The 14,002-nt window shown below is 65.3% G+C and carries 13 protein-coding genes; 9 read left to right on the top strand and 4 right to left on the bottom strand.

The genetic code is table 11. The features are described 5' to 3' along the window. Positions 1-187: 187 nt before the first annotated feature. Entirely contained in the window at positions 188-772 is a 585-nt protein-coding gene (locus E8M83_RS08715; protein WP_137172968.1) for a phasin family protein, read from the bottom strand. Positions 773-1,097: 325 nt separating this feature from the next. Between E8M83_RS08715 and E8M83_RS08705 the strand changes: the two genes are divergently transcribed. The 3 genes from E8M83_RS08705 to pbpG all read left to right on the top strand — a co-directional run bounded on the left by E8M83_RS08705 (position 1,098) and on the right by pbpG (position 4,025). Beyond that, positions 1,098-2,006: a DMT family transporter gene (locus E8M83_RS08705; RefSeq protein ID WP_170976735.1), complete on the top strand. Its 909-nt coding sequence runs from the start codon at positions 1,098-1,100 to the stop codon at positions 2,004-2,006. Next, positions 2,003-2,698 (top strand): nitroreductase, encoded by a 696-nt coding sequence (locus E8M83_RS08700; protein ID WP_137172966.1) that lies wholly within the window; start codon positions 2,003-2,005, stop codon positions 2,696-2,698. Before E8M83_RS08705 ends, E8M83_RS08700 begins: the two co-directional genes overlap by 4 nt. A gap of 166 nt (positions 2,699-2,864) precedes the next feature. Next, the gene (pbpG, locus tag E8M83_RS08695; protein ID WP_373995038.1) at positions 2,865-4,025 is read left to right on the top strand and encodes a D-alanyl-D-alanine endopeptidase; all 1,161 of its coding nucleotides are present in this window, start codon (positions 2,865-2,867) and stop codon (positions 4,023-4,025) included. A gap of 9 nt (positions 4,026-4,034) precedes the next feature. Here the strand turns inward: pbpG and E8M83_RS08690 are convergent, their stop codons facing one another. After that, complete coding sequence (locus tag E8M83_RS08690; RefSeq protein WP_137172964.1) at positions 4,035-4,823, bottom strand: IclR family transcriptional regulator; 789 nt, start codon at positions 4,821-4,823, stop codon at positions 4,035-4,037. Between the two features lie 147 nt (positions 4,824-4,970). Between E8M83_RS08690 and E8M83_RS08685 the strand changes: the two genes are divergently transcribed. The 6 genes from E8M83_RS08685 (at position 4,971) to E8M83_RS08660 (ending at position 10,098) form a co-directional block, all read left to right on the top strand. Continuing rightward, positions 4,971-5,357: a diacylglycerol kinase gene (locus E8M83_RS08685; protein WP_137172963.1), complete on the top strand. Its 387-nt coding sequence runs from the start codon at positions 4,971-4,973 to the stop codon at positions 5,355-5,357. A gap of 44 nt (positions 5,358-5,401) precedes the next feature. Continuing rightward, the gene (locus E8M83_RS08680) at positions 5,402-6,052 is read left to right on the top strand and encodes a peroxiredoxin (RefSeq protein ID WP_267874199.1); all 651 of its coding nucleotides are present in this window, start codon (positions 5,402-5,404) and stop codon (positions 6,050-6,052) included. A 257-nt stretch (positions 6,053-6,309) separates the two neighbouring features. Continuing rightward, positions 6,310-7,182 (top strand): sulfate ABC transporter permease subunit CysT, encoded by an 873-nt coding sequence (cysT, locus tag E8M83_RS08675; protein ID WP_137172961.1) that lies wholly within the window; start codon positions 6,310-6,312, stop codon positions 7,180-7,182. Between the two features lie 17 nt (positions 7,183-7,199). Further along, the gene (gene cysW / locus E8M83_RS08670; RefSeq protein ID WP_229491461.1) at positions 7,200-8,081 is read left to right on the top strand and encodes a sulfate ABC transporter permease subunit CysW; all 882 of its coding nucleotides are present in this window, start codon (positions 7,200-7,202) and stop codon (positions 8,079-8,081) included. 17 nt (positions 8,082-8,098) lie between these two features. Further along, a complete protein-coding gene (locus E8M83_RS08665; protein WP_137172959.1) occupies positions 8,099-9,172 on the top strand; it encodes a sulfate/molybdate ABC transporter ATP-binding protein in 1,074 nt (357 codons plus the stop codon). Beyond that, entirely contained in the window at positions 9,169-10,098 is a 930-nt protein-coding gene (locus E8M83_RS08660) for a CysB family HTH-type transcriptional regulator (RefSeq protein WP_137172958.1), read from the top strand. The genes E8M83_RS08665 and E8M83_RS08660 overlap by 4 nt, the downstream gene beginning before the upstream one ends. On the opposite strand, the gene E8M83_RS08655 is transcribed toward E8M83_RS08660, so the two are convergent. After that, positions 10,031-11,551, bottom strand: coding sequence for a PepSY domain-containing protein (locus E8M83_RS08655; protein WP_137172957.1), 1,521 nt, complete (start codon positions 11,549-11,551; stop codon positions 10,031-10,033). The two genes, E8M83_RS08660 and E8M83_RS08655, sit on opposite strands and share 68 nt — an antisense overlap. 3 nt (positions 11,552-11,554) lie before the next feature. After that, the gene (locus E8M83_RS08650; RefSeq protein WP_229491460.1) at positions 11,555-13,975 is read right to left on the bottom strand and encodes a TonB-dependent siderophore receptor; all 2,421 of its coding nucleotides are present in this window, start codon (positions 13,973-13,975) and stop codon (positions 11,555-11,557) included. Between the last annotated feature and the right edge of the window lie 27 nt (positions 13,976-14,002).

Here is a 14,002-nt window from a genome sequence, read left to right as displayed (position 1 = left end):
GGTTGGCGGCTTCGCCGCCGACGCGTCGATCGTTATCGACTCCGATGTCGTGCCGGATGATCTTGCTGCCAACCATCACCGCGTCGGCGGCGCAGCCGCCAACCCTATGCGAATTCGATCGATGATATGAAAAGGCCGGAGACGCTTGCGCGTCCCCGGCCTTTTTTGCTACTTGACCAGCCGCAGCTTAGGCCGCAGCGGCAGCCGTAGCGGCGCTGGCAGCATTGCCAGCTTTAGCAGCAGTCGCAGAAAATTGCGACACGGCTGCGTTCATATTGGTTTCCAGCGCTTCGACCGCCTGCTTGGAGGTCTTGCTGAACTGCTCGTAGCCGGCGTTGGCGTTGCTGATCGCGGTCTTGACGGCGGCAACGAAGCTCTCGGAGCCGGCCGGGGCGTTCTTGCTCACTTCGTCGACCAGCGAGATCACCTTGCGGTTGGCTTCGACGATCTGGCTTTCGGCGGCTTTCGAGAATTCGGCGCCGGTGCCGGTGGCGATCGAGGCCAGCTGGCGGCTGTAGGCCAGGGCTTTCTCGGCGTTAGGCTGGGCTTGCGAAGCGGTCAGCGAGAAGAATTCTTGCGGGTCTTTCGCGCCCAGCAGCTGGCGCGCGGCGGCCGACGAATCCTCGAGGGTGGAGCGGGCAGTGCTGAGGTTCAGCTCGACCAGCTTCTCGACGCCTTCGAAGGTTTTCGCGGTCAGCGACGAAAACAGGGCGAATTGCGATTCCAGGCTGGCCTTGGTGGCGTTCGAAAACTGTTCAGGGATTGCAAACATGTGGCTCTCCAAATATGTCGTTTCAAGAATGGACTATTGCTTCGTGAGACAGGTTCTTCATTAAAACGCGACGAAACTCTTTTTGTGCACCGCAACAGGGCAGATTTTCTGTCAGTTCGTTTGACGAGTCAAGCATTTTTGATGCAATGCACCATCCAAGATACATAATTTTCTTGAATGCATTTATTGCAAGAAAAGTCAATTGACGTAGCGCAAAGCATTGGCAGTTTTTGACTGGCCAAAACGCCGTACCTGCGAGCATGCTAGACTCGGTGCTTGCGTTTTTAATAAGTGCCGTGCACCACAACGGCGCATCGCCAGGACCATGTCGACCCACGCCACCACCATGCCCGGCAGCTCCTGGCTGTCCCCCGTTCCGCTGTTCTTCGTCTTCCTCTGGAGCACGGGCTTCATCGTCGCCAAGCTCGGCCTGCCATACGCGCCGCCGCTGACCTTTCTCATCGTGCGCTGCCTGGGCGTGCTGGCGGTGCTGCTGCCGCTGATGCTGATCTGGCGTGCGCCATGGCCGCGCGGCCAGGTCGGACATATCGCGCTCTCTGGCCTGCTGCTACAGGCAGGTTACCTGGGCGGCGTGTGGGCCGCGATCAAGCTCGGCATGCCCGCCGGGCTGACCGCGCTGATCGTCGGCATGCAGCCGATCCTCACCGCCGCCGCAGCGCCCCTGATCGGCGAGCGGGTGCGGCCGATCCAGTGGCTGGGCCTGCTGCTCGGCCTGTCCGGCGTGGGCCTGGTCGTGTATGCCAAGCTGGGCCTGGCAGGCTTGTCGCCAGCCGCCCTCGGCCTGTGCGTGTTCGCGCTCTTCTCCATCACGGCCGGCACCATGTACCAGCGCCGCTTCTGCCCGCGCTTCGACCTGCGCAGCGGCACCGCGATCCAGTTCGGCGCCACGGTGCTGGCCTTGCTGCCGCTCGCACTCTGGCTGGAAGACCTCGACCCCGCGTTCTCGACCGTCACCTGGAGCGCCGACTTCGTCATTGCCTGGCTGTGGTCGGTGTTCGCGCTGTCGATCGGGGCGATCTTTTTGCTCTTCAAACTCATCGGGCGCAGCCAGGCGACGGAGGTGACGAGCCTGATGTACCTGACCCCGCCGACCACGGCCATCATGGCCTGGCTGCTGTTCGGCGAAGCATTCAATGCACTCGGCCTGGCCGGGATGGCGGTGGCCGTCACCGGCGTCGCCTTCGTCGTGCGCAAACCACGGGAGACCTCATGATTTTGAATCCGAGCCAGGCGGCCGTCGATGCCGCCATCACCTCGCGCCGCTCGATCCGCGCCTTCCTGGATACACCGGTCGAGCGCGATGAGATCGCCCGTATCCTGGACGTGGCGGCGCGCGCGCCGTCCGGCACCAACACCCAGCCGTGGAAAGTCCATGTGTTGACCGGCGCCGCGCGCGCGCGCCTGTCGCAGGCGATCCTGGCGGCCTACCACGACCCGGCGCAGGCCGATGCGCATCACGAGGAATATCCCTACTATCCGCGCGAATGGGTCTCGCCCTACATCGACCGGCGCCGCAAGGTCGGCTGGGATCTGTATAGCCTGCTGGGCCTGACACGCGACAACAAGGCCGGCATGGCTGCCCAGCACGCGCGCAATTTCGCCTTCTTCGATGCGCCGGTCGGGATGATCTTCACTATCGACCGCATCATGGAGCAGGGCTCCTGGCTCGATTATGGGATGTTCCTCCAGAACATCATGGTGGCGGCGCGGGCGAGGGGGCTGGACACCTGCCCGCAAGCCGCCTTTACGCAGTATCATCGGATCATCGCAGCCGAACTCGGGCTGGCGGCGGGCGAGATGGTGGTGTGCGGCATGGCGCTGGGCTGGGCCGATCCTGGCCGCGTCGAGAATGCGCTGGAGACCGAGCGCGAGCCCAGTCATGTGTTTACGCGCTTCATGGACTAAAGTAGCAAGTATCAATATCTCATTGATATCAAACGAAAGTTTCGCCGAAGGTGGCGTGTGGTTTTAAGTGGGTTATTGCCGCACAGAATGTGATTTTCTCTTGCGATCGTGCGTCGTTCCGCTACACTCCATACGTATCTCATCAGTTCGGACCAGGGGCTTTTCGATGTTTAAACTTGCTTTGGCAGCTGTTGTCGCCACGTTGTTCGCTATTGCGCCGATGCAAGCATCCGGTGCGGGAGCGGGAGCGGGAGCGGGCGCCGGCGCCGGCGCCACTGAAAAAGCCCAGAAGTCCACGCCCAAGAAGGCCGTCAAGAAAAAGCCCAAGCGTAAAGCGACGACGGCCAAGCGCACCAAACGCAAGGAGGTCGCGAGCGCTGGCGACAATGGCCAGCGCACCGTGCGCCGGGTCAGGACGGTCAATGGCAAGCGCGTCGTCACTTATCACCCGGCGCGCACCGCTGCGGTCGCCGTCGCGGCAATGACGGCAGCCGATGCCGCCGGCCTCCATAAGACATCCGACCCGCTGGCGCTGCGCTCGAGCGTGGCCTACGTGGTCGACCAGAACAGCGCCGAAGTGCTGTTCGAGAAGAACGCCGACGTGGCATTGCCGATCGCCTCGATCACCAAGCTGATGACCGGCATGGTCGTGATGGACGCCAAACAAGACATGGACGAGGTGCTGCGCGTGACCGACGCCGACGTCGACCGCCTCAAGTACAGCAGCTCGCGCCTGCCGGTCGGCGCGCGCATGACCCGTCGCGAACTGCTGCACATCACCCTCATGAGTTCCGAAAACCGCGCCGCCTCGGCGCTGGGCCGGCACTATCCGGGCGGTAAAGAGGCTTTCGTGGCGGCGATGAATGCCAAGGCCCGTCAACTCGGCATGGCCGACACCCATTACGTCGATACCAGCGGCCTGTCGAGCAGCAATGTGTCGAGCGCGCGCGACCTGGCCAAGCTGGTGGTGGCGGCGCACGAAGACCCGGTATTACGTGAATTCTCGACCACGCCAAAATCGACCGTCCAGGCCAGCGGCCGCACCATGCACTACGCGAATACCAATTACCTGGTGTCGCTGCCCGACTGGGATATCGGCCTGCAAAAGACCGGCTTCATCAACGAAGCGGGGCGCTGCCTGGTGATGCAGGCCATGATCCATGGCCGCAATGTGGTGATGGTGTTCCTGGATTCGAAGGGCAAGATGTCGCGTACCGCCGATGCGGGCCGCATCCGCCGCTGGATCGAGTCGCTGCCCGATCGTATGGATGTCGACGCGGTGCGCACGCCGACCATCACGGCCAGCGCGCCGAGCTTGTCGCACTGACCTGCCAGCTCATACGTTGGCGACCGGCCGATAACCGAGCGTCGACGAAATCCGCGACGCCGTCTGCACCAGGTCTTCCAGCCAATCCTCTTGCAGCCGGTCGGCCGGCGCCGAGATCGACAAACCCGCCACCAGCTTGCCGCTGTCATCATGGATGCCGGCCGCCATGCAGCGCACGCCCAGTTCCAGTTCTTCGTTGTCGCGTGCATAGCCGCGCGCCCGCACCAGGCTCAGTTCGCGCTCCAGTCGCGCCAGCTCGGTGATCGAGTTGCGCGTGTGGCCCGCCAGGCCGGTGCGGGTGGCATAGGCGCGGATCGCCTTGACGTCGTCCACCGACAAGAACAGCTTGCCGGTCGAGGTCAGGTGCAGCGGGCCGCGTCCGCCGATGGCGCGCACCACCTGCATCCCCGAGCGCTCCGAGAAGGCGCGGTCGATGTACACGATCTCGTCGCCCTGGCGCACCGACAGGTTCACCGTCTGCTGGGTCTTGCGGTGCAGCGCGCGCATGGCGTCGAGCGCCGCCTCGCGCACCGACAGCCGGCTCTTGACCACATTGCCCAATTCGAGCAGGCGCATGCCGAGACGGTAGGTGCCCGGCTCGACCCGGTCGACGAAGCGCGTGACCACCATATCGTTCAGGATCCGGTGCGCGGTGGAAGGGTGCAGGCCCGATACCCGCGACAATTCCTTGAGGCTGACCGGGTCGGAATAACTCGCCAGGGCGTCGAGCAGCGCCATCATGCGTTCGATGACCTGGATCGATGTCTTGGCTGCTGGAGTGGGCGTTTCCATTTTCATGATGTGGTTGGTGCAGTGCAGTATCGTTCACTTTATACCATGATGTGAAACGGAGGCGCAAACGGCGACTTGCAAACTTGGCTGGTTTGCCACATGCTGCCCGTGGACGCGGCATAATGCTGTTCCCGCATCCACTGTATTGAGACGATGGAAAACCCGATCAGCGAATTCAAGACCTTGCGCGGCCTCGAGCGCATAGGCGCCGCCTGCCGCAATACCTGGGACGGTCTGCGCTGGGCCTGGCGCAGCGAAGCGGCGTTCAGGCAAGAGCTGGTGCTGATCGTGGTGGCGAGCATATTGGCGCTGCTGCTGCCGGTGTCCGGATTCCAGAAGCTGGCCCTGATCGGCGTGCTGGTGGTGGTGCTGGTGGTCGAGCTGATCAACTCGGCGATCGAGGCGGTGGTCGACCGCATCTCGCTCGAGCGCCATCCCTTGTCGAAGGCCGCCAAGGACCTGGGCAGCGCCGCCGTGGCCTTGACCCTGCTGCTGGCGTTCGCGACCTGGGCCGTCGTACTCTATAACCGCTTTATGTAGGCTTTTAGTGGCATCGTCCGCGGACGCTGCCGTGTGAATCAACCATGGAGAAGACTATGACCTTACGCCTCGGCGACACCGCACCCGATTTCGAGCAGGATTCCAGCATCGGCAAGATCCGCTTTCATGAATGGGCGGGCGATTCGTGGGTGGTGCTGTTCTCGCACCCGGCCGATTTCACGCCGGTGTGCACGACCGAACTGGGCCTGACCGCCAAGCTCAAGCCCGAGTTCGACAAGCGCAACGTCAAGGCGATCGCGCTGTCGGTCGACCCGGCCGACAAGCACGTCGACTGGATCAAGGATATCGAAGAAACCCAGCAGACCGTGGTCGGTTTCCCGATCGTGGCCGATGCCGACCGTTCGGTCTCGACCCTGTACGACATGATCCACCCGGAGCAGTCGGCAACCGCCACCGTGCGCTCGCTGTTCGTGATCGACCCGAACAAGAAGATCCGCCTGACCATCACCTACCCGATGAGCACCGGCCGCAACTTCGACGAAGTGCTGCGCGTGATCGACGCCTTGCAACTGACCGACGGCTATACCGTCGCCACGCCGGGCAACTGGAAGGATGGCGACAACGTCATCATCCCGCTGACCGTCACCGATCCCGAAGTCATCAAGCAGAAGTACCCGAAAGGCTTCGAGGCGCCGCGTCCTTACCTGCGCCTGACGCCGCAGCCGAACAAGTAAATGTCGCCCGGGCCGCAGGCCCGCGCGCCGCTACGGCGAGCCCGGCAATGCCAGGCTCGCCGTTTTTATTTGGAAATCAGCAACGCCAGTCGACAATCATTCGTCCGTCTTCGAATTTCTCCGTATAAGCACATGCGGTTTTGCCTCGCTGCCACATAGCAATTCGCATCTATGCAAATAATTATTCTTTCGTTTGCTTTATGAACATAGCGTGAGAATATGCGACTCCGATAGAAGAATTTGTAATAAGGACTCGCATGACTTCGCTTGCCATGCCAGGCAGCACAGCAGCGCACAAGCCCGCCAAGCGCCCGGGCCGGGTGATTCCCGGCTTCGGCATCTCGCTGGGCTTTACGCTGTTCTACCTGGCGCTGATCGTCCTCATCCCGCTGTCTGCGGTGTTCCTGAATACCTTCAGCATGAGCTGGGCCGATTTCTGGGCGACCGTCACGTCCGAGCGCGTGATGGCGTCGTATCGCCTGAGCTTTGGCGCCTCGCTGATCGCGGCCGCCCTGAACGTCGTCTTCGGCGGCATCGTGGCCTGGGTGCTGGTGCGCTACCAGTTTCCCGGCAAGCGTTTCGTCGACGCCCTGGTCGACCTGCCGTTCGCGCTGCCCACCGCGGTGGCCGGCATCACGCTCACCGCGCTGTATGCCCATAACGGCTGGATCGGCCAATACCTGGCGGAGCTCGGCATCAAGGTCGCATTCTCGCCGCTGGGCGTGGTGGTCGCACTGACCTTCATCGGCCTGCCGTTCGTGGTGCGCACGGTGCAGCCGGTGCTCGAAGAAGCCGAGCGCGAACTCGAGGAAGCCGCCGCCAGCCTGGGCGCCGCGCCGCTGCAAACCTTCATCCGCGTGGTGCTGCCGACCATTACCCCGGCGCTGCTGACCGGCTTCGCACTGGCCTTCGCGCGCGCCACCGGCGAATACGGTTCGGTCATCTTCATCGCCGGCAACCTGCCGATGGTGTCCGAGATCACGCCGCTCTTGATCATTTCCAAGCTGGAACAGTACGACTATGCCGGCGCTACCGCGATCGCGGTCGTGATGCTGGTGTTCTCCTTCATCCTGCTGCTGGCGATTAACCTCCTGCAGGCGTGGACGCGCAAACGGGCGGGCAAGTCATGAGCGCGGTCCTGGATAATATGGGGCAGCCGGTGGCTGCCAGCCGGGGCAAGCGCCTCGATACCAGCGTGCTCGAGCCGCGCTGGGTGCGCGTCGCGCTGATCGCGGTCGCGCTCATTTTCCTGACGCTGTTCCTGTTCATCCCCCTGGCGGCGGTGTTTACCGAAGCGCTCAAGAAGGGATGGGAGGTCTATGTCGAATCGGTGATCGACGCCGATGCGCTGTCGGCGATCAAGCTGACACTGATCGCGGCGGCGATCTCGGTGCCGCTGAACCTGGTGTTCGGCGTGGCGGCGGCGTGGGCCATCGCCAAGTTCGAATTCCGGGGAAAAAGCATCCTGCTGACCCTGATCGACCTGCCGTTCTCGATCTCGCCGGTGATCGCGGGCCTGATGTATGTGCTGGTGTTCGGCGCCTCGGGCTGGTTCGGTCCTTGGCTGGCCGAGCACGACATCAAGATCCTGTTCGCGGTGCCGGGCATCGTGCTGGCGACCGTGTTCATCACTTTCCCGTTCGTGGCGCGCGAGCTGATTCCCTTGATGCAGCAGCAGGGCACCGAAGAAGAAGAGGCCGCGCTGGTGCTGGGCGCCTCGGGCTGGTCGACCTTCTGGCGCGTGACGATGCCGAACATCAAATGGGGCCTGCTGTATGGCGTGATCCTGTGTAATGCCCGGGCGATGGGCGAGTTCGGCGCGGTGTCGGTGGTTTCGGGCCACATCCGCGGCGAGACCAACACGATGCCGCTGCACGTCGAGATCCTCTACAACGAATACAACTTCACGGCCGCCTTCGCCGTCGCATCGCTGCTGGCGCTGCTCGCACTGGTGACCTTGGCCATCAAGTCCTTTATCGAATGGCGTTTGCACGAGTCCCGCAAGGCCTCGACCAGCGCCCCTCACTGAATAAGCCGGAGTCACGCATGACGATCGAAGTACAAAACATCCGCAAGCAGTTCGGCCAGTTCACGGCGCTCGACAACGTCTCGCTGCAATTCCCGGACGGCGAACTGACCGCCTTGCTCGGCCCATCGGGCTGCGGCAAGACCACGCTGCTGCGCATCATCGCCGGCCTCGAATACCCGGATTCCGGCGCCGTGCTGCTCGACGGCCAGGATTCCTCGCACCGCCACGTGCGCGAGCGCCAGGTCGGCTTCGTGTTCCAGCACTATGCGCTGTTCAAGCACATGACCGTGTTCGAGAACGTGGCTTTTGGTTTGCGCGTAAAACCGCGCAAGGATCGTCCGAGCGAACAGCAGATCCGCGACAAGGTCAAGAAGCTGCTCGAGCTGGTGCAGCTCGACTGGATCGCCGACCGCTATCCGCCGCAGCTGTCGGGCGGCCAGCGCCAGCGCATCGCCCTTGCCCGCGCGCTGGCGGTGGAACCGCGCGTGCTGCTGCTGGACGAACCATTCGGCGCGCTCGACGCCAAGGTACGCAAGGAACTGCGCCGCTGGCTGCGCCGCCTGCACGACGAGCTGCACGTGACCTCGATCTTCGTCACCCACGACCAGGAAGAAGCGCTCGAGGTGGCCGACCAGGTGGTCCTGATGAACAAGGGCCGGGTCGAGCAGCTGGGCAGCCCGGACGAGGTCTATAACAACCCGGCCTCGCCTTTCGTGTACGGCTTCCTGGGCAACGTCAACCTGTTCCACGGCCGCGTCAACGACGGCGTGCTGGCCAGCGGCGACATGAACTTCCAGGCGCCGCAGCATGCGGGCGTGCGTGACGGCGCCGGCATCGGCTACGTGCGTCCGCACGACCTGGACGTTGAACGTTATACCCCCGGCGCGACCGGCGTGGTGGCCAGGCTGCGCCGCGCGCACGCGATCGGCCCACTGGCCCAGCTCGACCTGGAACGCTCGGACAACCAGCAGATCATCGAGGCGGTGATGCCGAACGAGCGCTTCATCAGCCTGGGCCTGAAAGAAGGCGAGACGCTGGTCGTGCGTCCGCGCCGCATCGAAGTGTTCGTCGACGAAGGAAACGCAATATGAATTTCCAGCAACTGCGCTCGGTCCGCGAAGCGGCCCGCCGCGACTTTAACCTGACCGAAGTCGCCAACGCCCTGTTTACTTCGCAGCCGGGCGTCTCGCGCCAGATCCGCGAACTCGAAGAAGAACTGGGCGTGGTCATCTTCGAACGCAACGGCAAGCGCCTGACCGGCCTCACGCCGCCCGGCAAGGGCATCTTGCGTATCGTCGAAAAACTGCTGGTCGAAGCCGAGAACCTGCAGCAGGCCAGCGCCGAGTATGCGGCCCAGGACAGCGGTACGCTGACGGTCGCCGTGACCCACACCCAGGCGCGCTACGCGCTGCCGCAGGTGGTGCAGTCGTTCCGCGCGGCCTTCCCGAACGTGCGCATCGCCCTGCAGCAAAGCTCGCCGGAACACATCGCCGAATGGGTGGCATCGGGCAAGGCCGACGTCGGCATCGCGACCGAGGGCCTGTCGGCCTTCCCCGAGCTGGTGTCCTTCCCGTGCTACCGCTGGAGCCACCTGGTGGTGGCGCCCGAAGGCCATCCGATCTTCGCCAGCAAGACGCCGCTGCGCCTGGAAGACCTGGCCGAGCATCCGCTCATCACCTACGACGTCGGCTTCACGGGCCGCAGCCATATCGACGCGGCCTTCGTCGAAGCCGGGCTGGCGCCAGACATCGTGCTGACCGCGATGGATTCGGACGTGATCAAGCAATACGTCTCGCTGGGCCTGGGCGTGGGCATCGTGGCCTCGATGGCCTTCGACCACGGCCGCGACAAGGGCTTGCGCGCGATCGAGGCGTCACACCTGTTCGCGCAGAACGTGACGCGCCTGGCGGTGCGCCGCGGCAGCTACCTGCGTGCCTACGCTTTCCACTTCATCGAGCGCTTCGCCCAGGGTTATACGCGGGCGGATATCGAGAAGGCGATCGCGACCGCCGACTGACGAGCCAACTCAGGCCCGCCATGCAGGCGAAGGCGGCATCGAAGCCGAGGAACAGGCGGCCGGTGGTCCAGGCGTTCACCAGCGGCAGGCTGGCCCACAGCAGGCAGGAGGCCAGCGCCAGCGCGCGCCAGCCCTGCGCCGCCGGGCGGCAGGCCGCGAACAATGCCGCCACGCCCCAGGCCGCGAAGAAGCAATGCACTTCCCACTGGGCGCGCGCCGGCAGGTCCAGCGGCAGCAGGCGATTGGCCAGCATGAAGCTCGCCACCGCGATCGACAGGCCGGCCACGCAGGCCACATTGCCCCGTTCCACCAGCAGCAGCCCGATGCCGGGCCGCGCCGTCTTTTGCCGGCGCTTGGCGACCCACAGCATTATGCCGCTCGCCACCATCGCGGCGCCGGCCAGGCTGCTCATGAAGTACAGCCAGCGCAGCAGGGGATCGGCGAAGCGGCCCAGGTGCAGGGCATAGGCGCCGCCCCAGGCACTCACTGCAGCGCTGGCGCGCTCGTGATCCTCCAGCAGGGCGCCGCTGGCGCCGTCGAACAGCAGCCAGGATGGGGCGACCGACACCCGGTCGCCATCGCCGCGCACGATGGCGATGCGGGCCGCGCTGTCGCCGGGATGGGTCACGATGACGCGGCCAACCTTGCCTTCGCCCCAGCGTGCATTCGCCTCTGCCATCAGCGGCGCCAGGCCGGCCAGCGGCGCCGCCTGGCCGCTGCGTGCCGGCGTGTCGAAGCGCGGCTGCATCACCTTTGCCATTTCGCTGCGCGCCTGCTGCGGGCCGAAGGCCGCCAATGCCGGCCATGGCATGTAGAAGAACATCAGGGTCACCAGCCCGGTGTACAGGATCATCAGGTGGAAGGGCAGGGCGAGCACCGAGAAGCCATTGTGCGCGTCCAGCCAGGAACGCTGTCCCTTGCCGGGCCTGAAGGTGAAGAAGTCGCTGAAGATGCGGCGGTGGATCACGATCCCGCTGACCACGACAACCAGCGCCATGATCGTGCACAGGCCGACGATCCAGCGGCCCAGCGTGGCCGGCAGGTAGTGCAGCGAGAAGTGGAAGTAATAGAAAAATTCGCCGCCCTGGGTCGCGCGCGGCGCGAGTACGGCGCCGCTGGCGGGGTCGAGCAGCGCACGTTCCCTGGCATCGCCACGTTCCCATGCGACCTCGATCGCATTGACGCGCGGACCGGGCAGGATCACATGCCATGCATCGGCGCCGCCGCCTTGCCGTGCCAGCGCGTCCAGCGCGCGCTGGCTTGCTGCGGCCTGGTCGAGCATGGCGGGGCGGGCCGGGATCTCGGGCCGCAGCCACTGCGTGAGTTCGTCGCGATAATAGCTGATGCCGCCGGTGACGAAGATGGCGAACAGCAGCCATCCGGCCAGCAGGCCGGCCCACAGGTGCAGGCCGGCCATCGACTGGCGCAGGCCGCGTTCGATCGGCGCCGGCATGCGTCAGAAGCGGTAGCTGGCGCTCACATTGGCGGTGCGCTCCGCATTGCGATAGCAGAAGGTGGCGTCGCAATCGAGCAAGACCTGCTTGTCGAACAGGTTGTTGACGTTGACCGAGAAGCGCCACGGCCCGCGCTCGATGCCGAAGGCGGCATCGACCATGCCGTAGTCCGGATTGCTGATGTTCTCGTTATCGTAGTCCTGGTAGGAGCGCGACTTGCCGTAGTAGCGCAGCCCCAGCGCGCCGTAGGCTTGCACGGTGTCGAGCAGCCTGAAGTCCTGGCGCGCCCACACCGAGGCGCTGTGCTTGACGGCGCCCGGTTGCCACAGGCCGCGGTCGCCGTAATTGCTGCGCGTGATCTCGGTATCGAGCCAGGTGTATTGGGCCACCACGCTCAGGTTGCGCGTGATGTTGGTGCGCGCCTCTAGCTCGAGGCCCTGCGATTCGACTTCGCCGGTCTGCACCGTGGCGGCCGGATCCTGCGGCGCGGCGGTCGTCACGTTCTGGCGCGCCAGCTTGAAGACCGAGGCGGTGTACACGGTGCTGGCGTTGTCGGGCTGGTAGCGCAGGCCGGCCTCGAGCTGGCGGCCGGTGGAAGGCTTGAGCAGCTCGCCGTCGACGTCGCGCCCGATCGTCGGCGTGAACGAGGTCGCGTAGCTGACATAGGGTGCCCAGCCGGAATCGAACAGGTAGACGGCGCCCAGGCGGCCGGTGGTCTTGCTGGCCGACTGGCGGTAGGCCAGCGTGGACGTGCCGGCGGCCGGCAGTTCGCGCGTGTTCGAATTCCTGGCGCGGTCGTGGCGCAGGCCCGCGGTCACCACCCATTTGTCCCATTTCAGCTGGTCTTGCAGGTACAGGCCGGTCTGCTCGAGCGGAAGCACCTCGTTGCGCGGCGCGGCGGCCGGCACGATCGTCTCGTGTCCGCCATGGACCGGCGCGTACAGGTCGAGGTTCGGCATCGGCGTGATCGCGTACGGGTAGCGGTCGGTAGTCTTGTTGTCCGCATAGTCCACGCCGACCAGCACATTGTGGTCCAGCGCGCCGGTCTGGAAGCTCGCTTGCAGCCGGGTATCGGCCTGCAGGCCGCGCCAGGCCGAGCCGCGCGGATAGAACAGGCGCGTGACCGAGCGGGCATCAAGCAGCAGCGCGCGCGGGAAGACATTGGTCTCGTCGCGAGCCAGTTCGGTGTAGCGCAGGTTCTGCTGCAAGGTCCAGGTGTCGTTGAAGCGGTGCTCGAACTCGTAGCCGAAGGCGTGGTTCTCGCGCTCCCAGCGGTTGTCGCGCCCGCCCAGGTTCACGCTCGCCGCCGGCTGGCCCAGGGGGCCGGGATTGCGCAGCTGGTTGGGCCAGGCATACGACTGGTCGTCCTTCTGGTATTGCGCCATCAGGGTCAGGCTGGTATCGGCGTTCGGCCGCCAGGTCAGGGCCGGCGCCACGTAGACGCGGTCGTCGCTGTCGAGGTCGAGGCGGGTGCCCGATGCGCGCGCCAGCACGGTCAGCCGCCAGGTCCATTCGGCACGCTCGTCAAGCGCGCCGCCGATGTCGGCCTTGAACTGCTTGCGGTCATAGGTGCCGTATTCGATGCCGATCTCGCGCACGGCATCGACCGAGGGCCGCTTGGAGACGGCGTTGATCATGCCGCCCGGCGGCGACTGGCCGTACAGCACCGAAGCCGGGCCGCGCAGCACTTCCAGGCGCTCCAGGCCATACGGCTCGATCGGCGCCGCGTAGGCGCGGCCCGAGGTCAGCAGGCCGTCGCGGAAGATGCCGGCCGCGCCCAGGTCAAAGCCGCGCAGCATCGAGAATTCGTCGACCGCCCACGGCTTCATGTTGGGCGTCACGCCGGCCGTGTAGCGCAGGGCTTCGTCGAGCGTCTCGGCCTTGCGGCTGGCCAGTTCGTCGGCCGTGATCACCGATACCGATTGCGGATTCTCGATCAGGCGCGTCAGGGTCTTGGTAGCGGTACTGCTGCGCCGGGCGACGAAACCGTCGACGTCGCCCGGGGCCTGGTCGCGGTCGGCCCGTACCAGCACCTTGGGCAGCGCCGGCAGGGTGGCCGAGCGCGGCGTGGCGGCGCCTGGTGCTGCCGGGGCCTGCTGCAGGATGTAGCGGCCGTCGCCTTGCGATACGGCCTGCAGCCCGCTGCCGGCCAGCAGGCGGAGCAAGGCATCCTGCGGCGCCAGCCGGCCCTGTACGCCGGGGCTGGCAACGCCGGCGGTGAGCGCGCCGTTGGCGGCGATGTACACGCCCGATGCGGCCGAGAAGCGCGCCAGCACGGCGTTCAGCGGGCCGGCCGCGATGCTGTAGTTGCGCAGCGTGGCTTGCTGGACCGCGGCGGCGTCGGCCGCGACGGCGGGCAGGGAACAGGCGAACATGCCGCATACCAGCAGGCGGGCGGCGAGGGCGGTTGGCGATGGTGTCATACGGGCTTTCGGAAAGGAGCAAAATGA

Source organism: Massilia sp. HP4 (assembly GCF_005222695.1).
Taxonomy (GTDB): Bacteria; Pseudomonadota; Gammaproteobacteria; order Burkholderiales; family Burkholderiaceae_D; genus Telluria.
Note: the sequence above shows the minus strand (reverse complement) of the source record. Positions and strands in the feature narration are given on the sequence as shown.